The sequence below is a fragment of the Roseibium alexandrii DFL-11 genome, assembly GCF_000158095.2.
Taxonomy (GTDB): Bacteria; Pseudomonadota; Alphaproteobacteria; order Rhizobiales; family Stappiaceae; genus Roseibium; species Roseibium alexandrii.
This window is the reverse complement of the sequence record NZ_CM011002.1, coordinates 763,226-786,724: the sequence shown is the minus strand read 5'-3', so window position 1 is coordinate 786,724 and position 23,499 is coordinate 763,226. Positions and strand designations below refer to the sequence as shown.

The window sequence follows — 23,499 nt, the reverse complement described above, 5'->3', positions numbered from 1 at the left end:
ATGCGTCTTGGAATTGATTGGGGTGGAACAAAGATCGAGATCATCGCGCTGGACGATGCTGGCACCGAACTGTTCCGCAAGCGCAGCGCGACACCGAAAGATGATTACGAAGGCTGTATCCGGGTGGTGAAGGATCTGGTCGACGCCGCCGAAAGCGCAACCGGTCAGACCGGCTCGCTTGGGTTAGGCATTCCCGGATCGCTTTCCCCCAAAACCGGCCTTGTAAAGAACGCCAATTCCACCTGGATGAATGGCAAGCCGCTCGACAAGGATCTGGAAGCCGCCCTCAACCGTCCGGTCCGCATCCAGAACGATGCCAATTGCCTGGCTGTCTCCGAGGCAACGGACGGCGCTGGCGCAGGCGCACATATCGTGCACGCCATTATCATCGGCACGGGATCGGGATCCGGCATCGCAATTGACGGCAAGGCCCATCTCGGCGCCAATGGCATTGGCGGGGAATGGGGCGGCATCGCCCTGCCCTGGATGACGGCGGAAGAGTTTCCAGGACCCGACAGCTGGATCGGCCATAAGGGCGTCATTGACCTGTGGTGCTCCGGAACCGGATTTCAGTGGGACTACAAAGAACGCACCGGGACCGCGCTGAAAGGTCATGAGATCATCGACTTGAAGCGCTCCGGGGACGCGGTCGCCACCAAGGTCTACCAGGATTACGTGAGCCGCTTGGCAAGGGCATTGGCCATGTCGGCCAACCTGCTGGATCCGGATGTCTTTGTCCTGGGCGGCGGGATGTCGAACATTGCAGAGCTCTATGACGACCTGCCGGACGCCATGCTGCCTTACGTCTTTTCAGACACCTATGACACGCCCATCCGCAAGGCCAAGCACGGCGACAGTTCCGGCGTGCGCGGTGCTGCCTGGCTGTGGAACGACTAGTCAGGTCAATTCTCTAAGGCACAGATTTTAATATCAAATATTTAGGTAAATTATGACCCAATACGATCCTCTAGACCAATTCGGAGAACTGTTTATTTCAGCTGTTAGAAACCGAACTCAGTGGGCGTATAGGCAGATAGAAAACGGCTCCATCCGCGTGGAAAAAAATCGTCACGATACCATTCAAGCGCTAGCCTCAAGCCCTGAACATAAAGAAAAACTCAGGCAAATCGTGGAAGCCACTATTGATGATTGCCTCCACGAGTTTCTCTTCATGCTCGAAAACAACTACGATACACTCGAACTGTTGTTCAAAGCCTCAGACGGATCGGTGATCAATGTTGCGGAGACAAGTGACGGTCTTTGCGGAGAGCTCTACACCGAAGATGGCTGGATCGAGAAGTTCGGTTCTCACTTGGATTAAAAATTCCAGGGATCGCCCATCCGCAAGGCCAAGCACGGCGATAGCTCCGGCATTCGCGGCGCTGGCTGGCTTTGGAACGATTGATTTTCTGGGGCACATTTTCATGCTGGTCTTCCGCCGTCCCGGTCAAGCAAAGCGCGAACCGGGACCAAAGCCTCTTTAACTGAAACGGTACGGTCCCGGCGCGAGGCCGGGACAGCGTTTTGGTGACTTTATGTGGCTTTTAAGAGGGGCTGATCAACTGCGCCCCTTTCCGAGCGTGACAAACACGATGCCGAGGGCGACGGCAGCGATGGCGCCGAGTTTGGCAAGATTGGGCACTTCGCTGAAGACAAGATACCCGAGACCAAGGCCCGCGATGGCAGCCACGGAGCCAATCTGGCTGAGGTAGACCGGACCGGCCACCTGCTGCAGGCGGAAATAAAGCCCGTATTGCACCGAGAAGGCCAGGATCTGTGCCAGCAAAAGGCCAAGCGCTGCGGACGTCCACTCAGCCGGACCGACCGGTATTCCCATGACCGCGTTGAAAATTGCCAGCGCGATGAACGCCACGACCATCATGCCAAGGGCCAGTTCGATGGGGGTCGCGCCATCCGGCCATTTCAGAGACCGGTAGATGTTTCCAACGGCGAGGAACACCGGGATTGCGAGTGTAACAATGGCCCAAAAGGATGCCTCGGGAGAGACCCCGGCCCCGCCGCCTGCCAAGAGAACACCTCCGGCAAGACCCGCCAGAACACCGATGCTGCGCAGAAACTGGAACCGCTCAAGCCCAATGAGCACCGCAAACGCGTAGGTCAGAACCAGCGGAAACGCATAACTCAGCGACACAAAACTCGCGCCGACTTCAGGAGCGGCGACCACCGCAATCATGTTGGGTGCAATAAACAAAATGCCCGTGACGAAGAGATATTTCAGGAGGCGAAGCTTCGCCGCACGGGAGGCCCGATGCCGGGCACCGCTTTCGACACCGGCGAGCAGCGTCCCGCTCCACAGCAACGCCGCGCCGCCAATGATGGCCCATTGCAACAGTCCCAGCGGATGCCATCCCACCATCGGACCGGCTTTGGCGAACACAACGGAGACGGCCAGAAAGCTGCCAACGATCAGAAGAAGTAAAAACGGGTTGTCGTAAAACCGGGTCAGGAGGCTCGGTTGTTGCCGGGGCACTTCCCCGGCCTGTGACGGCAGGGTTTTAAACGTATCCGACATTTGAAAATCCTTCTCAGAAACAGTTTCTCAGCCGCTGCAATACGGCAGGTGATTGTCAACATAGGGAGTTTTATCTTTATATCAAGATACTTTTTATAAAGCTTCTTGATGTCGATTGACAAGCTCCAGCTCCTGGCGCAATTTTAAGTCAGGAAATCAATGATCTAGAAACTCGCTGCGCAGCGCAGATCTGTTCGCTAGACAGACTGGCGCGCCCACACCAGGAAGCAAGATGTCCAAATCGCCGTCTCCGCGCTTAAAAAACCCGGATCACATGTTCGGGGATCCTGAAGAGCTTCTGATGGACCGGGCAGAGCGCGCCCGCCAGCAATGGCAAAAGGAAGTGCCGGAGATCGCAGACAAACTGACCCCAATGGTGGTTCTCGGCAGGATCAACGAAGCCTCACAAATGATGACCACCGATTACCTGACCCCGGCCTATGCCAAGATCGGCTTGAAACTCGGGGAGTTCGACGTTCTGGCGACGCTCGTCCGCTCCGGTCCGCCTTACAAGCTCACCCCGACCGAGCTCTACCGGACCACCATGATGAGCTCTGGCGGTATGACAGCCCGGCTCGACAAACTGGAAAAAGCCGGTCTCGTTGAACGCTGCCCACATCCGGAAGACCGCAGGGCACTGACCGTCTGTGTAACGGACAAGGGACTAAGCCTCGTCAAAGGCATGATGCCGGATTATGTGGAAGCGCAGGCTGCGGCGGTCGACGGTTTGAGCAAAGAGGAACAGCAGCAACTCGGCCATCTCCTTCAGAAACTCATCCGCACGGCCAATGAGAAGAAGACCGGCTGATCCGCCCGCAAGACAACAGACAACCGGCCACAGATCGTAGATTGGTGCGGCAATAGGCGCGGCCCCAATCAACGCACCTTGATTTGCATTTCAGCGGGAGATGATCGACGGTCGGCGCGAAATTTTTTTCGGACAAATGGACCCCGACATGATCAAGTGGATCGCTCACATCCTTGCCGCAACACTGTTTATCCTACCAGCTGCTGCACAGGAAGAATTGCAAATCAAGGACATCGAAAAAGGCACCGGAGAAGAAGCCAATGTCGGCGAGACCGTCGTCGTGCATTACACCGGCTGGCTGATGGACGGCACAAAGTTCGATTCAAGCCTCGACCGGGGCACACCGTTCTCCTTCACGCTCGGCGAACGCCGGGTGATCCCGGGCTGGGAACAGGGCGTTGAAGGCATGCAGGTCGGTGGCAAGCGCGAACTGATCATCCCGCCGCATCTTGCCTATGGCGCATCCGGCGCCGGTGGTGTCATTCCACCGAATGCCACCCTCAAATTCGAAATCGAGCTTCTGGATGTCAAAGGCAAGAAGTTCTCTGAACTCAACAATGACCAGCTCAAGGAGCGCCTGGCCGCAGGAGCGACCGTGATCGACATCCGCCGCCCGGATGAATGGAAACAGACCGGTGTCATTCCCGGCACCCATCTGGTGACTTTTTTCGATGGGTCCGGCAACCCGAACCCGAATTTCGGCAAGGAACTCCAATCACTGATCTCCGGCCCCGGCGATGAGGTCATATTCCTGTGCCGCACGGGCGCACGCAGCAAAGCCCTGTCGGAGTACCTTGCCGGACAGGCGGGCTTTACTCAGGTCGCGAATGTAACCCAAGGCATCACGAGCTGGATTTCAGGCGGCGGAAACGTCACAGAGGCTGTTCAGCCCGAGAACTGCTGGCTCTGCTGACAATAAATGTCGAGTTTCGCACCGGGTCCAAGATTTCCATAGGGCCCGCAGTTAGCAACCTGGTCTTTGTTTCAACAGAATCGACTGCGGGGGTACGCCGTCCCGGCCCTGAGCCGGGATCTCAAGGTAACTGGCCCCGAATCAAGTCCGGGGCGGCACAGCCAAGCGGCCAAGCTGGTGAATCACTCCCACAGTCTTTTCCGCATCAGTTGGTCCGGACGGACAGGATATGAAGCCTAAGTGTACCTCAAAGGTTTTCAGTTAGCTTCAGGCTCAACCGGTTATGGGTCTCAATGACTGGGCCCATATCCATTGTTGTAATCTGGCTATCTTCAACTATGACCTTGCCGTTGATCACCGTTGTTTTTGCTGTTTGTGGCGCACAAAAGACCACGGCTGCCACCGGGTCATGAAGCGCTCCGGCAAACCCAATTGTATTCAACTCGAGTGTGAAGAAATCGGCACACTTGCCTGTTTCCAAAGACCCAATGTCATTTCGGCCTAATACGGACGCGCCGCCCAGTGTGGCGAGCTCCAAGGCTTCCCGGGCCGTCATCCACTCACCGGCCCGAAGCGGATGGGCCGGCGGCAGCAGAGCGTATTTGCTCGGGCCTTCCGGCGGCTGGAGGCCGAGCTGCAACCGGGCGAGCAGCATGGCCTGACGGGTCTCCATCAGCATGTTGGAACTGTCGTTGCTTGCGGACCCATCAACGCCAAGACCAACCTTCACCCCGGCAGCCATATACTTCTTCACCGGCGCAATTCCCGACGCGAGCCGCATGTTGGAACAGGGGCAATGCGCGGCCCCGCAGCCGGTCTTCGCAAAAAGACGGATCTCATCATCATCCACGTGGATCGCATGGGCAAACCAGACATCTGGACCGGTCCAGTCGAGCCCTTCCATCCATTCAACCGGGCGCTTGCCGAACCGCTCCAGCGTGTAACGCTCCTCATCTAGCGTTTCGCAGAGATGCGTGTGCAGCATGACCTTCTTGTCGCGAGCCAGCGCGGCACTCTCGCGCAGAAGATCTTCCGACACAGAAAACGGAGAACACGGTGCCACCACCACCTGCGTCATCGCCCCGTCCGCCGCATCATGGTAGCGGTCGATGACCCTGACCGTGTCGTTCAGGATGAATTCTTCGTCTTCAACGCACTCATCGGGCGGCAAACCGCCTTTGCTTTCCCCCAGCGACATGGACCCACGGCTCGCGTGGAACCGGACGCCAAGTTCCCGTGCTGCTTCGATCTGGTAGTCGACCTTGTTGCCGCTCTGGAAGAGGTAGGTGTGATCAAAAACAGTGGTGCAGCCGGACAGTGCCAGTTCCGCCAAACCGATCAGCGTACTGGCGCGCGAGGCCTCGGGATCGGTGCGCGCCCAAACGCGGTAATGAGCCTGCAGCCAGGGAAACAGATTGTTGTTCTGCGCAGCTGGCAGATTGCGGGTCAGCGTCTGATTGAGATGGTGGTGAGTGTTGACGAAGCCGGGCAAGACAATCTGGCCAGAGGCGTCAACAACCGTGTCCGCTTGTTTTGGCAGGTCATCGGACGGCCCGACTAGCTGTATGACACCATCCACCGCATAGACCCCTCCTCCGGCGATCTCCCGCCGCTCGCCATCCATCGTAACCAGCATATCGGCGTTCTTGAGGAGCAGCGTCTCGGGCATGAGCAGTCTTTCAGGCAGAATCGAATTTGCCTCACCCTAGCCTTTGGATCAGCCCAAGACCACGGCTGGTGGTCTGAAACTCTTTCAAGCCAAACCTTGGAATATCAGTTCTTAAGAGGCCCCATTCTGTTCCAGGCGTCCAGGGCAGCAATTTTGTACGCTTCTGCCAAAGTCGGGTAGTTGAACGTGTTTTCGACAAAGTACTCCAGAGTACCTTTCAGGTTCAAAACAGCCTGGCCGATGTGAACAAGCTCCGTTGCCCCCTCACCGACAATGTGGCACCCCAGCAAGCGTCTGGTTTTCAGAGAGAAAATCATCTTCAGCATGCCGGTATCGAGGCCCATGATCTGCCCCCTTGAGGTCTCCCGGAACCGGGCGATCCCGCATTCGTAGGGAATGCCGCGTTCCCTTATTTCTTCCTCGGTCATGCCGACGGTCGATATCTCCGGAACAGCATAAATCCCGTATGGAAAATACTCTGGAGGATCGTAGGCTTTCTCACCCAGCGCCTGACAGGCAGCAATCCGCCCCTGCTCCATGGAGGTGGACGCAAGACTTGGAAACCCGATGACATCGCCTGCCGCATAAATGTACGGCACGCTTGTCTGAAAGGTAACCGGATCCACCTTCAAGCGGCCGCGATGATCGACTTCCAGCCCGCAAGCTTCAAGGTTGAGAGACGGCGTTGCCCCCATCCGGCCCGCCGCAAAGAGGATCACGTTGGACCGCACGCTCCGGCCGCCTTCAAGGAAGATCTCGCACTCTCCCGGGCCGTGTTTTTCGATGCTTTTCACTTTCGAGCCAAAGCGCATCGCGATACCACGGTCCCGTAGCTGGTGCGTGAAGTCGCTGACAAGTTCATGATCGAGAAAATCAAGCATGGTGTCTCGAGGCTCAACCAGCGTCACAGCCACATCAAGCGCGGAAAAGATCGAAGCATACTCAACTCCGATCACGCCGGCTCCGATCACTGCGATCGAGCGCGGCAATTGGTTCAACTCCAGGATTTCATCACTGTCGAGGACGAATTCTCCGTCAAATGGCACATAGTCAGGCCGGAAGGGCTTGGTTCCAACTGCAAGGATGAACTTGTCAGCGGAGAAGAGCTTCACATCGCCTTCTTCGCTCTTGACCTCAATTTTCTCGGGCGACACAAAGCGCGCTTCGCCATACACCGTCGACACTTTGTTTCGGGCAAATTGCAGCTCAAGAACTTCGACCTCGTGATCAAGCGTCATGTGAAGGCGTGCTCTGAGGTCACCCGCCGAGATGTCTTGTTTCACGCGGTAAGACCGGCCATAGAAGCCGCGTTCCCGCCACCCGGTGAGGTTCAGCACTGTCTCGCGCAAGGTCTTTGACGGGATGGTACCGGTGTGGACCGAGACACCACCAACCCGGCGCCCTCTTTCGACAACAAGAACCTCGTATCCGAATTTTGCGGCCTGAATAGCCGCCCGGCGCCCTGCGGGTCCGCTCCCGATAACGATCAGATCAAAGTGTTCCATTTGCCCCTCATCCGCCTCTTGCTGACGCGAATCCGTCCTAAAAATCGCACAACATTTTATATCGCACCGCACAAACATGATCCTTCGCTCAAGGTCAAGCGTTTGCCCGGCGGTAACTCCGTTCAGGTCCGGTTGCTGGATTTATCACGCGAGCTCAAATAAACTGTTGCCACGCGTTAAAAACTGACTCGAGGACGCACGTGCTACGCCTGCGGCGGGCCAAATTGGCCTGCAATTTGATCCTTATGTTGTTGATGTTGAATGCTTCTGCGTTCGCACAGACACTCACATTTGCCGCAGACGAATGGTGCCCGGTCAACTGTGAACCCGGCAGTGAGCGCCCAGGCTATATGGTGGAAATTGCCAGTAGAATTCTGGAGCCGCTTGGCTACGAGGTGCGCTATCAACAGATTACCTGGGCAAGAGCGCTTCTGTTTGCCCGGCAAGGGCGGTTTGACGGCGTCTTTGCCGGCACACCCGAAGAGGCGACTGGCTTTGTGTTCCCCAGCGAAGCGCAAGGCCGATACACGATTGGCATGTTCGTCGCTAAAGATGATTCATGGCGCTATGACGGGCCGAGTTCGTTGAAAAACAAGCGAGCCGGGTTGATAATCGACTATGGATACGGCGAGGAAATTGAGGCGGCCGTCAATCGCTATTCTGAAGTTGTCCGTACAGGTGGGAACAACGCGCTGGAACAAAACATCAGAACCCTAGCTGCAGGGCGTCTCGACTACATGCTGGAGGACATCAACACGTTCTCATACAAGGCGGAAGAGATGGGACTGGCTGACCGTTTCCGGCTTGAGAAAACCTTCACCCAGGACGATTTGTTCATTGCGCTCTCGCCAGCTCATGCCAATTCTCACGAGATAGCAAAGGCTTTGTCGGACGGCATGCACCGTCTTCGCGATTCTGGCGAACTTTCGCAGATCCTGCAGCGGTACGGTCTGCGGGACTGGATCGTCCCGACCTCGCAAGGCCACTCCTCAAAGGTGCCGAACTGAACACGGCCACTCCTGCCAAAAATATCGTCTTGCGCTACCTAAGCACAGCTCATTGGGGAGTGCCGTTGGCTGCCGTTTCCGCTAGCAACCCTTGGGATGCCACTTTTTCATTGCCATTGCCGGCGCCATCCTCTAACGGTGTTTGCATGATCAGAACCTTGAAAGCAGCTTGGTGGTGGCGCGGCGCGATATAGGCGGCCAGCGATCTCTCATGCTCTGACAAGATCGACAAGTATAAACCAAGGCCGCCGCGGAAACCCGCTGGCGGCCTTGGTGCTTTATTGGGCCGTCCGGGTTCCGGTCAAAGGCCAAAAAGACGGGGACATACCATGCCGCAACTGGCAGACCAGAGTTTCGTAACCGAGAGCGGGATTACCATCCTGCGCAGCTCCCGCCCCTCCGATTACGAAACCGGAACATCGGAATGGATTGACCGGCTGGACTCAGAGCGTGGAGCCGTTCTTGCCTCCTCCTATGAATATCCAGGCCGGTACACCCGCTGGGACATGGCGCTGGTCAATCCACCTCTTGTCATGGAAGCCGCAGACCGGACCGTCGAAATTCGTGCATTGAATGACCGCGGCAAGATTTTGATGCCAGCGATCTCCAAGGCTCTTAAAACCCATGAAGATGTCGAGCATTTTGCCGAGACCGACGAGCGCATCGACCTGACGGTCAAGAAACCAGATCGCGATTTCCAGGAAGAAGAGCGCTCCCGCCAGCCGTCGACGTTCTCCATCGTGCGGGCCCTAAAAAACCTGTTTGCCTGCAATGACGATCAGCTCGGCCTCTACGGAGCCTTTGGCTATGATGTCGCGTTTCAATTCGAACCGATCGACCTGAAACGCGACCGGCCGGATGACCAGCGGGATGTTGTTCTCTTCCTGCCCGACGAAATTCTCATTGTCGACCACCACGGCAAGCGTGCCTATGTTTTGGAATACGACTTTGTCGTCAACGGCCGCAGCACGAAAGGCCTTGAGCGCAGCGGCGAGAAGCGTCAGTACACGCCTGCGAACCAGGATCCGGGCCGCGGCGACCATGAACCGGGCGAATACGCACGCCTTGTTGAAGAGGCGAAGGACTATTTCCGCCGCGGGGATCTCTTCGAAACCGTTCCGGGACAGGTGTTTTACGAGGCCTGCCCGAACCCGCCGTCAGCGGTGTCCCGGCGTCTCGCACAGATCAACCCCTCACCCTACTCCTTCTTTTTCAACCTTGGCAATGATGAGTATCTCGTCGGCGCATCACCGGAGATGTATGTCCGGGTTACGGGCGGCCGCCGGGTCGAAACCTGCCCGATTTCAGGCACCATCCGGCGCGGAAAGAACGCGATTGAGGATGAGGCCCAGATCCGCAAGCTTTTAAATTCGGCCAAGGACGAAGCGGAACTGACGATGTGTTCCGACGTCGACCGAAACGACAAGAGCCGTGTCTGCGTCCCCGGATCCGTCAAGGTGATCGGCCGCCGTCAGATCGAGATGTATTCGCGCCTCATCCACACGGTGGACCATATCGAAGGCACTTTGCGCGAAGACATGGATGCCTTGGACGCATTCCTCTCGCATACCTGGGCTGTGACCGTCACCGGTGCGCCAAAACGCTGGGCCATGCAGTTCATTGAGGATCACGAGAAGTCGCCGCGCGCCTGGTATGGCGGGGCAATTGGCGCAGTGCTTTTCAATGGCGATATGAACACCGGCCTCACACTCCGCACGGTTCGCATCAAGGACGGTGTCGCCCAGATCCGGGCCGGTGCAACGCTGCTCTATGACAGCATTCCAGAGGATGAGGAAGCGGAAACCGAACTTAAAGCGGAAGCGATGCGCGCAGCTGTGCGGGAAGCTGGTCTAGCGACCAAGACAACGGCCGCTGGCGACGTTAAAAAACCCGGCAAAGGCTTGAAAATCCTCTTGGTCGACCACGAAGACAGTTTCGTGCACACGCTGGCAAATTACTTCCGCCAGACAGGTGCCGAGGTTGTCACGTATCGGACCCCGGTCGCAGATCACGTGTTTCATGATGTGAACCCGGATCTCGTGGTCCTGTCCCCCGGTCCAGGCAACCCGAAAGATTTTGATTGTGCAGCCACGATCGGACGTGCACGCGCCCGCAATTTGCCGATCTTTGGTGTCTGCCTCGGTCTGCAGGCGCTGTCGGAGTATTTCGGTGCCGAACTTGGTCAGTTGGATGTGCCGATGCACGGCAAGCCATCGCCGATCTCGTTGCTGGGCAATTCGCTCGTCTTCGATGGCCTGAACGCCCCCGTGATCGTCGGCCGCTATCATTCGCTCTTTGCCAAACGGGACACACTGCCCAGCGACATACGGGTGACGGCGGAAACAGAAGATGGTGTCGTGATGGCAATCGAACATCAAAAAGAGGCGATCGCCGCCGTTCAGTTCCATCCAGAATCCATCATGTCGCTTGATCAGGACGCCGGCCATAAAATCATAGAAAACGTCGTGTCCCGACTGGTTCAAAGCAGACAGCTCGCCGAGAGCGCCTGAGTTTTTTGCTCAACTGTCCTAGCGTTACGGATTTACCACTCAAAAGCTGCAGGATACCATCCTGCAGCTTTTTGTTTTGCGGGAGGATCCATGGCACAGTATTCCGATCACCTATCCCTATGGCTCAGCGGCCTTGAAGGTGCGGACAAATACAAGGTACTCAACCAAATCCTGGCAGACGATTGTGTCTTCTATAGCCCCGTCATGCATACACTGCAAAAGGGAAAACAGCTGACCTTCCTCTATCTTGCGAGTGCGTTCACGGTGCTTTTGAAGGAGGGAAAGTTCAGATACTGCCGGATTCTCGAGCAAGGACATGATGCCGTGCTGGAGTTTGAGACAGAGATAGACGGAATTCACATCAACGGCGTTGATATGATGACGTTCAACGAGGCTGGCCAAATCACAGAGTTCAAAGTCATGCTCCGACCTCTCAAGGCCCTGGAGAAAGTCCGGGCACTGATGATGGCAGAACTCGAAGCTGCAAAATCAGCATAAAGCTCGGCGGAAGACCGAGCCGCGCTTCACATGCGCCAATCAACGTCGACGCAGAGTCTACCTAGGTTAGCCAACCTTAGTCGCGGTTGCCAGGAAGTGACGCATATCCTCGCGCAGCGAACGCAGCTGGACTTCCTGAGCGTTTAGGGTTTCTGCTTCAACAAGCACGCGATCGCTGATCTGCTTGCTTTCCGCGGTTGCCGCCCGGACATTGGCAATGCTACTGCTGACTTCAGCAACACCAGAGGCGACTTCATCAATGTTCTGAGCGATTTCGCCCGTGGCCGCGGCCTGCTCCTCGACCGATGACGCGATGGCCGTTGAAACCTTGTTGACCTGATCAATGGCAAGGCTGATCTCTTCACTGGCGGCAACGGCGTTCTTTGTTGCCCCTTGCAGACCGGAAATCTGGCCGTTGATCGTCTGCGTTGCTTCCGCAGTCTGTCCTGCGAGCGCCTTGACCTCCTGGGCGACGATCGCAAAACCGCGCCCATGCTCGCCGGCCCGCGCCGCCTCAATTGTTGCGTTCAAGGCCAGAAGATTTGTCTGCGCAGCAATATCTGTAATCAACTGAACGACCTCCCCGATATCCGAGGACATCTTCGCAAGGCTGCCAATTTCACGATTCATGGTCTCAGATTTGGAAACAGCCCCTTCTGCCGTTTCCGACGCGGAGTACACTTGGCGATTGATTTCCCTCACCGAGCTTGCGAGTTCTTCCGTTGCTGACGACACGCTTTGCATGTTGGCCGAAGTCTGCTCTGCCGCTGAAGCGACAACAGTGGACTGTTCGTTGACAGTCGCGCTGGCTGCAGCGACACCCGTGGAAACTGTGTTCAACTCCTGAACGGAATGGGTGACAGTCTCAACAACGTCCTTGAGCCGGGTCTCGAATTGTTCGGCAAGATCGCAGAAGGCGTCGTGCTTTTCCTTGATCGCAACGGTGGCCTTGTTGATGCTGTTCGCAGCGCTCGCGAACCCACCAACCATTCCGGTTTCGGAAATCATGCGGAAATGCTGATTGCGCCCCACATAGTCGAGACAGGCCTTGGACTCCCGCAGGTAAGCGTCCGTGCGGTCGATCAGGAGATTGATGGCGTGCATGAGTTCTGCTGCCTCTCCGGTTTCGGTAATTCCGGTGATACGGGCTTCGAAATCGCCCGCAGCTACTGCCTTGCACACCTTGGTCGCCTTGCGCAGTGACGCCTTGCTCAATCCACCGATCATCTGCCTATTCCCAAACCTATTCCTAGCCGGTCGCCTGCCTGAAGGCTGCTCCGGTGATTAAGCCGCCTTACCCAGTGTCGCGACAAACTCGTCGTAAGCGATCCCATGCTGCTCAAGCAGCCCCAGCACCATCTGCTCACTGGCCAGCATGCCGTCCTTACGGCTTGCATGACGTTGTTCTTCTTCAAGAAGCATCTTGTAGAGCGGAATGATGTGCTCGTTCACGATCGCCATATCGGGAACGCGCCGGTTGGAATGATAGCTGATGATATTCCCAGACGCATCGAAGCTCGGCGTCACATGGGCGTAAACCCAGTAGTGATCGCCATTCTTGCAACGGTTTACGACGTAGGCAAAGATCTCCTGACCGGCTTCGAGTGTGGACCACAACAGCTTGAATACACATCGAGGCATCTCAGGATGGCGGATCAGGCTATGTGGCTGCCCCAGAACTTCTTTTTCCGTGTAACCGGCAACGTCCAGAAAAACCCGATTGGCATAGATTATGCGGCCCTTGAGGTCCGTTTTACTGACGATGACATCGTCTCTGTGAAACGTTCGCTCGCGTCCCGTTAGGAAGACATTTTTTGGCACCGGAAAACCCCAGCTGCTACGCGCTGACCTTGTCAGCAGCCCGAAAAAACTGGAGCCGAGTATCTCCCGACTAGAATTAATTTTGAATAAATGAAGTGGTCACAATTGCCCCTATTCAGCAACAAGCAGTGCAAAATTTGTCGATACTCTAGACGATTCAGATGACCAGAATAAATTCAAAAAAACCAAACGCCAATTCCCTTGAAATCCAGCATACGGAAACTTCCCTTGCGAGATTACTCGCGTAAAACGTTCAGTATTTTCCAGGTAAATAAAATGCATAATTTTTCCAATGCAGGTTTTGCGCAAACGGGTTTCGCGATAATGTGCACACAGACTCTGGACGCTACGCACATATTGCGCACTGCTGACGGATGAACACAGTGGCCTATACGCCGGGGAACAGCGGTGACAGTATTCAAGAGGACTGGCGCTCACTTAGGCCTGCTGCTGACACTCATCTGCGGAATTGGTCTTGCTCCCTTGGCGCAACCGGTTTCAAAACCTGCACTCGCGCAGCAGCCCGTAGTCGCCGACATGGTTCTGGGTATCGGGATTTGCCCGCCATGGCGTACACAGTCAGTAGAGGTTTGCCGGAACAGTGTTCAAACCGTTCTGAAGGCTTTTTCAGAACGGCTCGGCCTCTCCGAAGCGCGGCTTCATTTGATGTTAAATGAGGGCGCCTCCGCAGACAGCCTCAAGAAAACCGTCACGGCGCTCGCCAACACACTAGGACCAGAAGACCGGCTCATCATCTACGCCAACATACCGTCAATCTCCAACGCGGCCGCTGAGGTCGGCTTGCCGAACCGTCAAATACTGCAACTTTGGGCGGACGAAAAACCAGAAAGCACGGAGCTTGCGATTGAAACAGGGACATGGATCTCCGCCCCCGCCTTTGCAGCCATGCTCCATACGGTCCCCGCCGGCCAGGTGATCTTGATCCTGGATACCAGCAACTCAGACACGGTCGATCCGGACCTTCTGGAAACACATGCGACAAATCTGGATGCCCGCCCTGAGGCGCTAGTGACTTCTGCCGGTGCCGGACAAATGGCAAACTATTCCGCTGACCGGACGATCGCCCTTTTCGCCAAACATCTGGCAGCCTCCCTATCAGCCACTGAGGGAACACTTGCCGACGTGATCAGGGCCGCTTCAGCCGGCACCCGGCAAGCCGCAATCCCGATATGCGTCGCATTGAGAGAAAAGCAGTCGGAAAGTCAAACCAACGAAAAAGACTGCACGCAAGTTCCTGAGATCCATGATCCGGCTGACATAATGAGCACAATCGCTGTGCCTCCTTTGCCAGAAAAGGAAGCGAACTGACGTTTCAAGCCATCAATCCAGACACGCAACCCTTCAGAACAATCAATGCTTTGACAGTTTGGATTGGATCAACTGGCCATTTCTGCAGGCGGGATATCATCACTGCCGAGTTCAGCGGCAAACCGGATCTGATCTAACGCTGCCAGCACAGCCTTAGGCGCGACCCGGACCAGTTTGTTGACTGGAACAGGTTTGCCAATCAAATACCCTTGAACTTCATGGCACCCCTGAGCTGCCAAAAGGCAGAGGTTTTCAGTGTCCTCCAAGCCTTCGGCAACGATCCGCATATCAAGCGCCTTGCCCAGTCTGACTACGGCCTCGATAATCGCCAATGCGTTGTAGTTCTGCTGGGCTTCCAACACAAAGGACCGGTCGATCTTGATACAGTCGAAGGGGAAGCGGCTAAGATAACTGAGGGATGAATACCCGACCCCAAAATCATCCAGCGCGATCTTTACCCCGATATCCTTCAGTTTCGTGAGAATGGAAAGAGCCCGTGCATCATCCTCGATCAGGGTGTTTTCCGTGATTTCAAGTTCAATCCGGTTCGCAGGAATTCCAGACGCCTTAATGGCACGCGCCACGTCCTCAATGAAATCCTTGTCCCGAAACTGAACCGGACTGACATTCAAGCTGATGTTGCCGGTGGGGATTTCCTGTGCCGCAACTGCAAGCGCCCGCTCAAGCACGAACTTACCGATCCCGATAATTTGGCCTGAGTTTTCGGCAACCGGAATAAACTCCACTGGGCTGACAAGCCCATGGTCCGGATGATTCCAGCGGATCAACGCTTCATAGGAAACGATATTCCCCGTGGCGAGGTTCAGGCGCGGCTGAAAATAGAGCTCGAATTGGTCATCAGCGAGAGCCGCGTGCAGATCCTTTTCCATTTCGCGGCGCTGCCGCACCTCAGCACCCATGCCTTTTCGGAACAGGCAATATGTCTGCCGTCCAGCGCTTTTGGCATTGTAGAGGGCAATATCAGCGTTCGAAACGACCTGCTCCTCGCTTTGACCTGCCGCGATCATGGCAACCCCAATGCTGGCCCCTGGTTTCACAATTAGCCCGTGTCCGCAATTGACCGGTTCAGATAGAATGGCTACCAGACGGTGCGCCATATCTTCCGCCTGATTGGCGAATGAAATCGACGTCTGGATAATGGCGAATTCATCCCCGCCCAGACGCGCCACTGTGTCACTGCCCCGGCAAGCGCTCAAAAGACGCTCAGCCGTGACACGAATGACCGCATCCCCGGCAGGGTGACCATGCAGATCATTGATGTCTTTGAACTTGTCCAGATCAACAAGCAGCAGCGCTGCGCCCTGCTCCTTCTTTTCACATCGGCGCATTGTCTGCTGAAGTTCGGCGTTGAAGACGGCCCTGTTTGGAAGATCAGTCAGGGGATCATGCTGCGCGAGATGAAGGATCTGCGCTTCCGCCTTTTTCCGCTCACGCAAATCAACAAGGGCTGAAACACGGGTTGGAACACCCCGGTAAGCGATCACGCGGGTCCGGATCTCAACCGGCACCCGTTCGCCAGCGCGGTTGACGAATACGACCTCGCGCGGCTCCTTCTCCGCCTTGATCAGATGATCTTCCAGAGTTCCGGCAACATCGGTCTCCACAAACTCATAAAGACCGCGCATTTCTAGTTCGGAAATCGAATAACCGACGAGCTCTTCAAACGTTTTGTTGCCGTCCAGGATCCGTCCATCGACCGAAATCACAATCGCATCGAAGGTGGCATTTGCGAGCGCAGACAGACGCTCTGCTTCTTCCTGGGTCCGTTTTGCATCAGCGACCCGGGACTGGGCCTGCTCCTGACTTTGGACCGTGTCCATAAGCGCGTTGAACAACCGGGTTAGGCGCTCAGAATCTTCGCCTTTGGACACCTGAAGGCGCATGGAAAGATCGGCCTTTCCGGCAATCAGGCTATCGAGCGCATCCTCAACATGTCCGATCCCGAGGCGTGTCCCATGCTCAGCCTCATTTAGACCGATGTCTTCATCCTGCTGTGACAAACGCAGCGGGCTGAACCTGTTCAACACTGAAAGGAATAGGATGCTCACACCAAAACACCAGACGAAGTTGATCAAGATGCCTTGGAGCTGAACCAGAAACTGAGGCACGCGCGCACCGAGCGGCAATGCCTCTGCAGGCGCCAAAACGGCAAGGCCAAGCGTTCCAATGACACCCGCAAATCCGTGAACGCTGATCGCGCCGACGGGATCATCCAGCCTGAAATACCGTTCAAGGACAAGCGCTCCGAACAGCGCTGTGGCACCTCCGGCAGCTCCAACCAACAGCGCACCGCCGGGCGAAAGAAAATGACACCCGGCAGTCACTGCCACGAGACCGCCGAGAAGCCCCGAAATAGAGTTTTCCGGTAAAACCACGCCATCCCGATACTTGCCTGCCAGATACCCAGCGGCAGTCCCGGCTGCGGCCGCCAGGACCGTGTTGGCGAAGATCTTGGGCACATCCCAACTGGCGGCCAGTGTTGAGCCACCATTGAATCCGAGCCAGCCGACGAAGAGAGCGACAGCACCGGTTGTTGCCAGAACGGAACTGTGCCCTTGAATACGATAAGCTCGGCCCTCGGCGTCAAACCGCCCGATACGGGGACCGAGGATGATACACGCTGCCAACGCAATCCAGGCGCCGGTCCCGTGAACAACCGTTGACCCTGCAAAATCTACAAAGCCGCGATCGGCAAGGAAGGCTTCGGCGTCCGGGAACAAAACGCCGCCCCACGCCCAACGGGCAAAGACCGGGTAGATGACGGCTGCGGTTAAGACCGTGCACCAGACATAGGCCTGAAGCCGCATGCGTTCAGCAACTGCGCCGGAAATGATTGTCGCCGCAGTCCCGCAGAACATGACCTGGAACGCGAACACGGTCAGAGCCCAGGGCGTAACGTCTGACAGCAAAAACAACCGGTCATCGTAGCCGGCAAACCATGTGCCTCCTGCCCCAAACGCAACTGCAAATCCGAACACGGCAAAAATGATCACGCAAACAGCTAGATCAAGCAGATTTTTCTGCGCAACGTTGATGGAGTTCTTTGACCGGACCATGCCTGCTTCAAGCAGCATGAAGCCGAGCTGCATCAGAAGAACCAGCCCCGCAGCAACCAGCACCCAGACCATATCAAGGCGCTGTTGCAAATCATCCGAAGCAGCCTGCGCAGGCAGCATCATACCCTGAAGAAAAAAAACTCCACACCAAACAAGAGTTTCGAACTGTACCCGAAGCTTACGCATTCCAACCGCCCAAGAAACCAGAATGGGCGGCATGATCCTGCGCAATTTGTTAATTATGCCTTGCAAATATTGCCAATGCCGACAAGTTCAGCACACTGCTCAACTTTCATGCAATTACATGCCTGCAGGAGATCTTATTCTATGCAAATCACCACCTTTGCGGTCGCAGGGAAACGTCAAAACAGCCTAAGTCGGCGGTTGATTTTAATTGAACATATGTTCAATATAAGAGTAATGCACGAGCATACGGGAGGAGCGCATGACGACACAGACAGCGAACAACCGCCGGATTGACAGTCTGTTGGCGGAGTATGGCGAAAGCCACCAGAACGCGACCAACAAGTTTATTCACTGGATTTGTGTTCCCGTGATCGTTTGGACCGTCACCGCATTGCTCTGGAGCCTGCCGGTTCCGTCATGGTTCGCCGCAGTGCCTTACCTTAACTGGTCAACGCTTGTGATCGGGCTGGCGACGCTCTACTACCTGACCCTCTCCGTTCCCCTTGCCTTTGGCATGGCAGTCATCGGGGCAATATGCTCCGCCATCAACGCCAGCTACGGCCTGCCGCTGCCACTCTGGCAAACAGCGTTGGCAGTGTTTGTTCTTGCATGGATCGGGCAGTTTATCGGCCACAAGATCGAAGGCAAGAAACCGTCCTTTATAAAGGACATTCAGTTCCTGCTGATCGGACCGGCGTGGCTCTTGCATTTTGTGTATCGCAAGGCCGGGATCAAATACTGACGCAAGTACGCTCAAACTAGCATGAGCGCTCGGCAACCGACGCAACAGACGACTTTTCTGACGCTTCGGCCGCGCGTATAGCAGGCCGCCCTCTCAAACGCTCACCGAGCCAGGCGAAGTCTTCGCTGTCAGCGCGGCGCAGAGACAAATCGCGCTCTGGCATCATCGGAACAATGCCGCCATCCGTCTGTTCAGCAACGGCAAACCGGAACGCATAACCTGGTGTCAGACCCATCCGCAGATCCGAGATGACCACCTTACCGTCCACCAGTTCCGCGCGATTGAAACCGCGGCTGAACCAATCGAGCTTTTGGTAAGCATCCGAGTTTTGAACACAAGCAACGAGTTCAGGATGGCGCGGATGAGTGTAAATCTCCGGTTCCTGATCCCCATCAAAGAGCGACAGGTAAAGGTTCTGATACCGGTCTTCATCGAGACTGATCACTTTCCAGAGCGCAATATTAAACGGCGCTGCGATGGCGAAGATCTTTTCGGGAACCTCTCCCTGGCTGGCGAAGATTTGCTCTGCCCTTTGTTCGACATGGGCTTGAATTCCCACCGACAACAGCATGTAGGCGCTGGTCGCCACCAGAACGCCACCGACCCACCGTCCAAATCTTTGTGTCCAGTCCCTTTTGAAAAACGCCCATATTGCGACAAACAAAAGCGGCAGCGAGTAGACCGGGTCGATGATGAAGACTGATCCGACACCCACGGGATCTGGATAAAACGGCCAGAAAATACGTGTCCCATAGACGGTCATCGCATCAATCATCGCGTGGGTCGCGAAACACAGATAAACCGTCAGGTAAGTCAGCCAGCGGTGCTCTCTTAAACCCTTGTAGAGGCGAACGAGCAGCTCCCCAAAGACCGGTGCCGCCAGCGCATGAACAAACATCGAATGTGTCCATCCACGGTGATAGACAAAGCTGTCGACCGGGTCGGCGAACGGAATCAGAACATCCAGGTCCGGAACGGTCCCCAATAGGCCGCCTACAAGCGCTGCTTTCCGTGGACCGATTTTCTTGCCAAGACACGCAGTTGAAACGGCTGCGCCCAGTACGAATTGGGTAATTGAATCCATGAAGGGGTCCGGATGGCCTAAGCGGTCGTTCTTCGTTTTACGATAAGTGGGTCAATAGTTTGGTGATGCAAGGCGTACGCGTCGCTTTGCACAAAAGATCGCGTTAGGCGCACCTGCAATCTTGCCGGAGGACGGGAGGCATGTTCTGCACAGGAAAGCACCCTCTCAGGATCTGGTTCGGGATGTCGATTACGATCGTGCCGCCCTCTGCTACAAACGCGATTGCCCCGCCTTACGCTGTTTTTGGTTAAAATCCGTGCGCTTCGGTACGAATTTGAACTGATTTGGCCGCCGACCAGAGCGTCGTGCAAAAGGTGCGATAGAACATCGGTGTTGCCGGCACACTTCACCACGCAATCATCCGTCTTTTTGACAAGGATCATCGACACTCTGCCCTGGGGCCTCGACAATAGTCAGGACCAGCCCCTTGGACGATAAGGAGAGTGAGATGCCTGACTTCAAAACAATCACCGTTGAAGAGACGCCCTATCTTTTTCAAGAGGCGACTTGCAGCATGGATCCTGCTGATATCGGAACGACCATGGGCAAGATATTTCAGTCCGTATGGGCCTTCATCCAGAAAAACAGAATAGAAACGAGCGGCAAAGTATTGGCTGTTTACTATACATACAATCCTGAAACCATGACCTTCAGGGCCGGTTTTTCTGTTTCACCGGACGCCGCAAACAAAGGGGAAGCGCCAATCCAGTTCGACCGAACTCCGGCCGGAAAGGTTGTCTATTTTCAGCACAAAGGTGCCTACTCAACGCTTCGTGACAGTTATGGTGAAATGATGTCATGGATGGAGAAGGAACGACTAACCATGGGGGCACCTGCGTGGGAAGTCTATCTCAACGATCCGGCCACCACGCCTGAAGACGCGCTTTTGACGGATGTCTATGTCAGCCTTTCATGAGCGTCTTTTTATACGCGAGTGGCCGTGCGGCAGCAGCCGCACGGGATCTATTGTATTTGATAACAGCGGGATAGAGATAGATCAGAGAACAATCAAACTCACCGTCACGCGGTTAGGTATTTGCCAACACTTTACATGTAAAAAATGACATAAGCGCATTAGTTGCGTTATTATATTTTATCTATCTTAAATTTAGAATCGTGATCCAACGAGCCGGAAGACAGCATGACACTGGACACGCCGACACTGTTGATCGCATTGGCAGCAGCAGAATTTGCAAGTGCGCTGATTTTGCTGGCGTTTCTTGTGAGCCTGAAGAAAGCCAACCGGGCAACACGCTTGGCATTTGCCATCTACGCGCCCGCCATGTTTTTTGTGGCGTGTGGAACTGTTCTTGTCGCCTTCCGATCCGAGATCTCAGCATTCTGGAGCATCACGTTTGCGAATGCTCTCGTTTTGATCGGCTTTGCCTTGCGCCCGGAAGCCATTGCTGTGTTTTACGGACGCCCGGCTCGGGGCTGGATGCTGCTGGCAGCCCTTAGCGGCTGGACAGTCATTTGCATTGTTCCAGATTTCTTTGCATCGTTTACGCTGCGACTGATTTTCGTCCAATCGATGCTTCTTGCGGCTGCGGCATACTCCGTTTGGCGTGTATTCAGATTGAACAGCGAACATCTGACATCGGTTATATTGTTTATGGTCGGCAGCTTTTTGGAAGCATCAGCCTACCTAATGACGATCGGCAGCCAGTTTATCTACCAGCACGAATCCCTCAAGGTCTTTGCAAATCCCATCCAGCCACTGGCCTATTTGGTGCTGTTGATGGTGGCGATTGTCATTGTGTCGGCCTCCTTTGTCGCGATGGCCATTGAACGCATCCAGGTCCGGTTTGAGAAGCAGGCCTTGACCGACAGCCTGACCGGTCTTGCAAACAGGCGTGCTTTCATAAAGGCGGCTAAACGCTGGTTCTCATCAACGGCCCAAACTCAAGCCTTCACTCTCATCCTGATCGACATTGATCATTTCAAGTCGATCAACGACCAGTTTGGACATACTGCCGGTGATCGCGTGCTCGCCTCCTTTGGAACGGCCATGAAATCGATCTTCCCCCGCGCAATTCCGCCAGGGCGGATCGGCGGCGAGGAATTTGCTGTGCTTTTGCCGGAAACTGAAAAAGCAGATGCCGTCCATCTACTTGGCAGACTTCGTGAAGTCATTTCGCAGTGCGCGATTTGCCCAAAGTCGGAAGCGTCGGGAATTACGGTCAGTGCCGGTCTGATCACTGCGACGACCAGCCATGATTTCGAACAGGCCTTTGATCACGCCGATCAGCTACTTTACGAAGCCAAGAAAACCGGCCGCAATCGGCATGTCGCTCTCGACAAGACTGTTCCCTCTGACGAGCTGACGATTGTGAATACAGCGAACCAGCCACGGGGTATGGTTGCGAGCTTGTAATGCAAAATCTGCCATTTTGCGGAAACAATCGGCACTGCGTTTAAGGCTAAAGCGCGAGTCTAGCTGACACGCCTTCGTTAATATTGGCGAGGACATATGGTAGCCGGTAGTGTATAGATTCGACACCTTCCGTTTTCGTCACATTCATTGATTCAGACTTTCCCGCCATGAACCTGGACGTCAAAACCCTCTTTACGGTTGTTACTCTGGCCTATCTGATCGGCGCGGTCGTCATGACTGTTTTGTCGATCGCAATGCGGTCCGCTCCGAAATCTGTTCGGGCCGGTTGGGGGCTTTGGGGAATTTGCCTCTTTTTGTCCGCGGCGGCGGCAACAATGATCAGTCAACGCGGTGCCATTCCAGATGCGCTCAGTATCATTGTTGCCAACGCCCTCCTGACCATCGGGTTTGGTCTGAGGCCCAGTGCAATCGCACTCTTGAACGGCAGTAAGATGTATTACCTGTGGCTCCCGGTCGCAGGAACACTTGGATGGCTGGGCCTTTATGCGTTTGAGTTCTTCCGCTCAGACATTCTTTTGCGGGTCATTTACATCAATGGCTTTTGCCTGCTCGGGGTTTTGCTCTGTGTACGGGAAAGCATGCGCTTGAACCTTCACAGGGTCAGCAGCTGGTTTTTGACGATTGCGTTTTCCATGGACGTTGCAGTTCGGATCAGCCTGATCGGCACGCATTTGCAAAAACACTACCCAACGCTTCTAGAGGCCTATGAGACCCTGCCCCTGCAACTGTGTTTCCTTGCTCTGATCACGGCAATCGTCTTGAAGCTGGTCGGGATCACGGTGTCGATCTTCGAGATGCAGCGGCACCAGTATCGGGAAGAAGCGGAGAAAGACCCCCAAACAGGATTGCTCAATCAGCGTGGTTTCATGCGCGCCACTTCGCAACACCACGAACAATTGGCCGCGTCATCCGCCCCCTATGCGCTGGTCCTGATGGACATCGACGAGCTGAGACAGATCGAAGAGCGTTATGGCGTGACCATGCGCGACGCCTTGCAGAAACTCTTCGGGAAAATCGCCGGTTCCACATTGCCCTCAACTGCAGTTGCGGGTCACTTGCCAACTGGCCAGATCGTTGTGTTCATGCCTTTATCCGACGGTGTTGAAGCGAATTCCTACGCCCGCCGGATTTCCAAAATGCTGGTTACGGAAAGCCAGTCGGCGTCTGGCAATAAGGTCGCCGCGCGATTGAGCGCCGGGATATTTACCGGCACCGCCGACACCGATATTCAGCGCGCGATTGAAATCGCTGGCATTTGCCTGCGCCAAGCTCGGCAAGACAATCACAGCAACATCATGACGCATCACGCGGCAACCGGAGACCCAGTATCGGCGACAAGCGACGAGACACCCTTCGCCCGCCGCCAGAAGCAAGAAGTTTTGGATCCGGCGCAGTAAACCTCCGACCGTTAGTCACTGCGGC

At 55.4% G+C, this 23,499-nt stretch carries 19 protein-coding genes; 12 read left to right on the top strand and 7 right to left on the bottom strand.

Features of this window, described 5'->3' with window-relative positions:
- A complete protein-coding gene (locus SADFL11_RS03725; RefSeq protein ID WP_008195196.1) occupies positions 1 to 897 on the top strand; it encodes an ROK family protein in 897 nt (298 codons plus the stop codon).
- 52 nt (positions 898 to 949) lie between these two features.
- On the top strand, positions 950 to 1,321 hold the full coding sequence (locus tag SADFL11_RS03720; RefSeq protein ID WP_050775954.1) for a hypothetical protein: 372 nt from the start codon (positions 950 to 952) through the stop codon (positions 1,319 to 1,321).
- 237 nt (positions 1,322 to 1,558) lie between these two features.
- Here SADFL11_RS03720 and SADFL11_RS03715 read toward each other — a convergent pair whose 3' ends face one another.
- The gene (locus SADFL11_RS03715; RefSeq protein ID WP_008191646.1) at positions 1,559 to 2,533 is read right to left on the bottom strand and encodes a DMT family transporter; all 975 of its coding nucleotides are present in this window, start codon (positions 2,531 to 2,533) and stop codon (positions 1,559 to 1,561) included.
- 232 nt (positions 2,534 to 2,765) lie between these two features.
- Here SADFL11_RS03715 and SADFL11_RS03710 point away from each other — a divergent pair, with 232 nt between their 5' ends.
- Both SADFL11_RS03710 and SADFL11_RS03705 read left to right on the top strand, forming a co-directional pair.
- The gene (locus SADFL11_RS03710) at positions 2,766 to 3,341 is read left to right on the top strand and encodes a MarR family winged helix-turn-helix transcriptional regulator (protein ID WP_008192672.1); all 576 of its coding nucleotides are present in this window, start codon (positions 2,766 to 2,768) and stop codon (positions 3,339 to 3,341) included.
- A 148-nt stretch (positions 3,342 to 3,489) separates the two neighbouring features.
- A complete protein-coding gene (locus tag SADFL11_RS03705; protein WP_040452142.1) occupies positions 3,490 to 4,254 on the top strand; it encodes an FKBP-type peptidyl-prolyl cis-trans isomerase in 765 nt (254 codons plus the stop codon).
- A 247-nt stretch (positions 4,255 to 4,501) separates the two neighbouring features.
- Here SADFL11_RS03705 and SADFL11_RS03700 read toward each other — a convergent pair whose 3' ends face one another.
- Both SADFL11_RS03700 and sthA read right to left on the bottom strand, forming a co-directional pair.
- On the bottom strand, positions 4,502 to 5,923 hold the full coding sequence (locus SADFL11_RS03700; protein WP_008190941.1) for an 8-oxoguanine deaminase: 1,422 nt from the start codon (positions 5,921 to 5,923) through the stop codon (positions 4,502 to 4,504).
- A gap of 104 nt (positions 5,924 to 6,027) precedes the next feature.
- On the bottom strand, positions 6,028 to 7,428 hold the full coding sequence (gene sthA / locus SADFL11_RS03695) for a Si-specific NAD(P)(+) transhydrogenase (RefSeq protein ID WP_008192507.1): 1,401 nt from the start codon (positions 7,426 to 7,428) through the stop codon (positions 6,028 to 6,030).
- Between the two features lie 254 nt (positions 7,429 to 7,682).
- Here sthA and SADFL11_RS03690 point away from each other — a divergent pair, with 254 nt between their 5' ends.
- The 3 genes from SADFL11_RS03690 (at position 7,683) to SADFL11_RS03680 (ending at position 11,443) form a co-directional block, all read left to right on the top strand.
- Positions 7,683 to 8,435 carry a substrate-binding periplasmic protein gene (locus tag SADFL11_RS03690; RefSeq protein ID WP_167578948.1) on the top strand — a complete coding sequence of 251 codons (753 nt, stop codon included), beginning with the start codon at positions 7,683 to 7,685 and terminating at the stop codon, positions 8,433 to 8,435.
- A 329-nt stretch (positions 8,436 to 8,764) separates the two neighbouring features.
- The gene (locus SADFL11_RS03685) at positions 8,765 to 10,945 is read left to right on the top strand and encodes an anthranilate synthase component I (protein ID WP_008189345.1); all 2,181 of its coding nucleotides are present in this window, start codon (positions 8,765 to 8,767) and stop codon (positions 10,943 to 10,945) included.
- Positions 10,946 to 11,035: 90 nt separating this feature from the next.
- Complete coding sequence (locus SADFL11_RS03680) at positions 11,036 to 11,443, top strand: nuclear transport factor 2 family protein (RefSeq protein ID WP_008196349.1); 408 nt, start codon at positions 11,036 to 11,038, stop codon at positions 11,441 to 11,443.
- A 66-nt stretch (positions 11,444 to 11,509) separates the two neighbouring features.
- On the opposite strand, the gene SADFL11_RS25755 is transcribed toward SADFL11_RS03680, so the two are convergent.
- Both SADFL11_RS25755 and SADFL11_RS03670 read right to left on the bottom strand, forming a co-directional pair.
- Entirely contained in the window at positions 11,510 to 12,670 is a 1,161-nt protein-coding gene (locus SADFL11_RS25755; RefSeq protein WP_008188987.1) for a methyl-accepting chemotaxis protein, read from the bottom strand.
- A gap of 57 nt (positions 12,671 to 12,727) precedes the next feature.
- Complete coding sequence (locus tag SADFL11_RS03670; RefSeq protein WP_040450688.1) at positions 12,728 to 13,264, bottom strand: PAS domain-containing protein; 537 nt, start codon at positions 13,262 to 13,264, stop codon at positions 12,728 to 12,730.
- 408 nt (positions 13,265 to 13,672) lie between these two features.
- On the opposite strand from SADFL11_RS03670, the gene SADFL11_RS03665 reads away from it, so the two are divergent.
- Positions 13,673 to 14,593 carry a hypothetical protein gene (locus SADFL11_RS03665; RefSeq protein ID WP_209002720.1) on the top strand — a complete coding sequence of 307 codons (921 nt, stop codon included), beginning with the start codon at positions 13,673 to 13,675 and terminating at the stop codon, positions 14,591 to 14,593.
- 68 nt (positions 14,594 to 14,661) lie between these two features.
- Here the strand turns inward: SADFL11_RS03665 and amt are convergent, their stop codons facing one another.
- Positions 14,662 to 17,856, bottom strand: coding sequence for an ammonium transporter (gene amt / locus SADFL11_RS03660; RefSeq protein ID WP_209002719.1), 3,195 nt, complete (start codon positions 17,854 to 17,856; stop codon positions 14,662 to 14,664).
- A 259-nt stretch (positions 17,857 to 18,115) separates the two neighbouring features.
- On the opposite strand from amt, the gene SADFL11_RS03655 reads away from it, so the two are divergent.
- The gene (locus SADFL11_RS03655) at positions 18,116 to 18,598 is read left to right on the top strand and encodes an Mpo1 family 2-hydroxy fatty acid dioxygenase (protein WP_008196563.1); all 483 of its coding nucleotides are present in this window, start codon (positions 18,116 to 18,118) and stop codon (positions 18,596 to 18,598) included.
- Between the two features lie 16 nt (positions 18,599 to 18,614).
- Here SADFL11_RS03655 and SADFL11_RS03650 read toward each other — a convergent pair whose 3' ends face one another.
- On the bottom strand, positions 18,615 to 19,682 hold the full coding sequence (locus SADFL11_RS03650; RefSeq protein WP_008195961.1) for a metal-dependent hydrolase: 1,068 nt from the start codon (positions 19,680 to 19,682) through the stop codon (positions 18,615 to 18,617).
- 448 nt (positions 19,683 to 20,130) lie between these two features.
- Here SADFL11_RS03650 and SADFL11_RS03645 point away from each other — a divergent pair, with 448 nt between their 5' ends.
- The 3 genes from SADFL11_RS03645 (at position 20,131) to SADFL11_RS03635 (ending at position 23,474) form a co-directional block, all read left to right on the top strand.
- On the top strand, positions 20,131 to 20,598 hold the full coding sequence (locus SADFL11_RS03645) for a GyrI-like domain-containing protein (RefSeq protein WP_050775955.1): 468 nt from the start codon (positions 20,131 to 20,133) through the stop codon (positions 20,596 to 20,598).
- A 225-nt stretch (positions 20,599 to 20,823) separates the two neighbouring features.
- The gene (locus SADFL11_RS03640; protein WP_008194223.1) at positions 20,824 to 22,056 is read left to right on the top strand and encodes a GGDEF domain-containing protein; all 1,233 of its coding nucleotides are present in this window, start codon (positions 20,824 to 20,826) and stop codon (positions 22,054 to 22,056) included.
- A 167-nt stretch (positions 22,057 to 22,223) separates the two neighbouring features.
- On the top strand, positions 22,224 to 23,474 hold the full coding sequence (locus SADFL11_RS03635; RefSeq protein WP_008189749.1) for a GGDEF domain-containing protein: 1,251 nt from the start codon (positions 22,224 to 22,226) through the stop codon (positions 23,472 to 23,474).
- The last annotated feature ends 25 nt before the right edge of the window (positions 23,475 to 23,499 follow it).

Coding starts and splice junctions, on each gene's coding strand:
- SADFL11_RS03725 (WP_008195196.1), top strand. CDS start 1: ATGCGTCTTGGAATTGATTGGGGTGGAACAAAGATCGAGATCATCGCG.
- SADFL11_RS03720 (WP_050775954.1), top strand. CDS start 950: ATGACCCAATACGATCCTCTAGACCAATTCGGAGAACTGTTTATTTCA.
- SADFL11_RS03715 (WP_008191646.1), bottom strand. CDS start 2,533: ATGTCGGATACGTTTAAAACCCTGCCGTCACAGGCCGGGGAAGTGCCC.
- SADFL11_RS03710 (WP_008192672.1), top strand. CDS start 2,766: ATGTCCAAATCGCCGTCTCCGCGCTTAAAAAACCCGGATCACATGTTC.
- SADFL11_RS03705 (WP_040452142.1), top strand. CDS start 3,490: ATGATCAAGTGGATCGCTCACATCCTTGCCGCAACACTGTTTATCCTA.
- SADFL11_RS03700 (WP_008190941.1), bottom strand. CDS start 5,923: ATGCCCGAGACGCTGCTCCTCAAGAACGCCGATATGCTGGTTACGATG.
- sthA (WP_008192507.1), bottom strand. CDS start 7,428: ATGGAACACTTTGATCTGATCGTTATCGGGAGCGGACCCGCAGGGCGC.
- SADFL11_RS03690 (WP_167578948.1), top strand. CDS start 7,683: ATGTTGAATGCTTCTGCGTTCGCACAGACACTCACATTTGCCGCAGAC.
- SADFL11_RS03685 (WP_008189345.1), top strand. CDS start 8,765: ATGCCGCAACTGGCAGACCAGAGTTTCGTAACCGAGAGCGGGATTACC.
- SADFL11_RS03680 (WP_008196349.1), top strand. CDS start 11,036: ATGGCACAGTATTCCGATCACCTATCCCTATGGCTCAGCGGCCTTGAA.
- SADFL11_RS25755 (WP_008188987.1), bottom strand. CDS start 12,670: ATGATCGGTGGATTGAGCAAGGCGTCACTGCGCAAGGCGACCAAGGTG.
- amt (WP_209002719.1), bottom strand. CDS start 17,856: ATGCGTAAGCTTCGGGTACAGTTCGAAACTCTTGTTTGGTGTGGAGTT.
- SADFL11_RS03655 (WP_008196563.1), top strand. CDS start 18,116: ATGACGACACAGACAGCGAACAACCGCCGGATTGACAGTCTGTTGGCG.
- SADFL11_RS03650 (WP_008195961.1), bottom strand. CDS start 19,682: ATGGATTCAATTACCCAATTCGTACTGGGCGCAGCCGTTTCAACTGCG.
- SADFL11_RS03645 (WP_050775955.1), top strand. CDS start 20,131: ATGCCTGACTTCAAAACAATCACCGTTGAAGAGACGCCCTATCTTTTT.
- SADFL11_RS03640 (WP_008194223.1), top strand. CDS start 20,824: ATGACACTGGACACGCCGACACTGTTGATCGCATTGGCAGCAGCAGAA.
- SADFL11_RS03635 (WP_008189749.1), top strand. CDS start 22,224: ATGAACCTGGACGTCAAAACCCTCTTTACGGTTGTTACTCTGGCCTAT.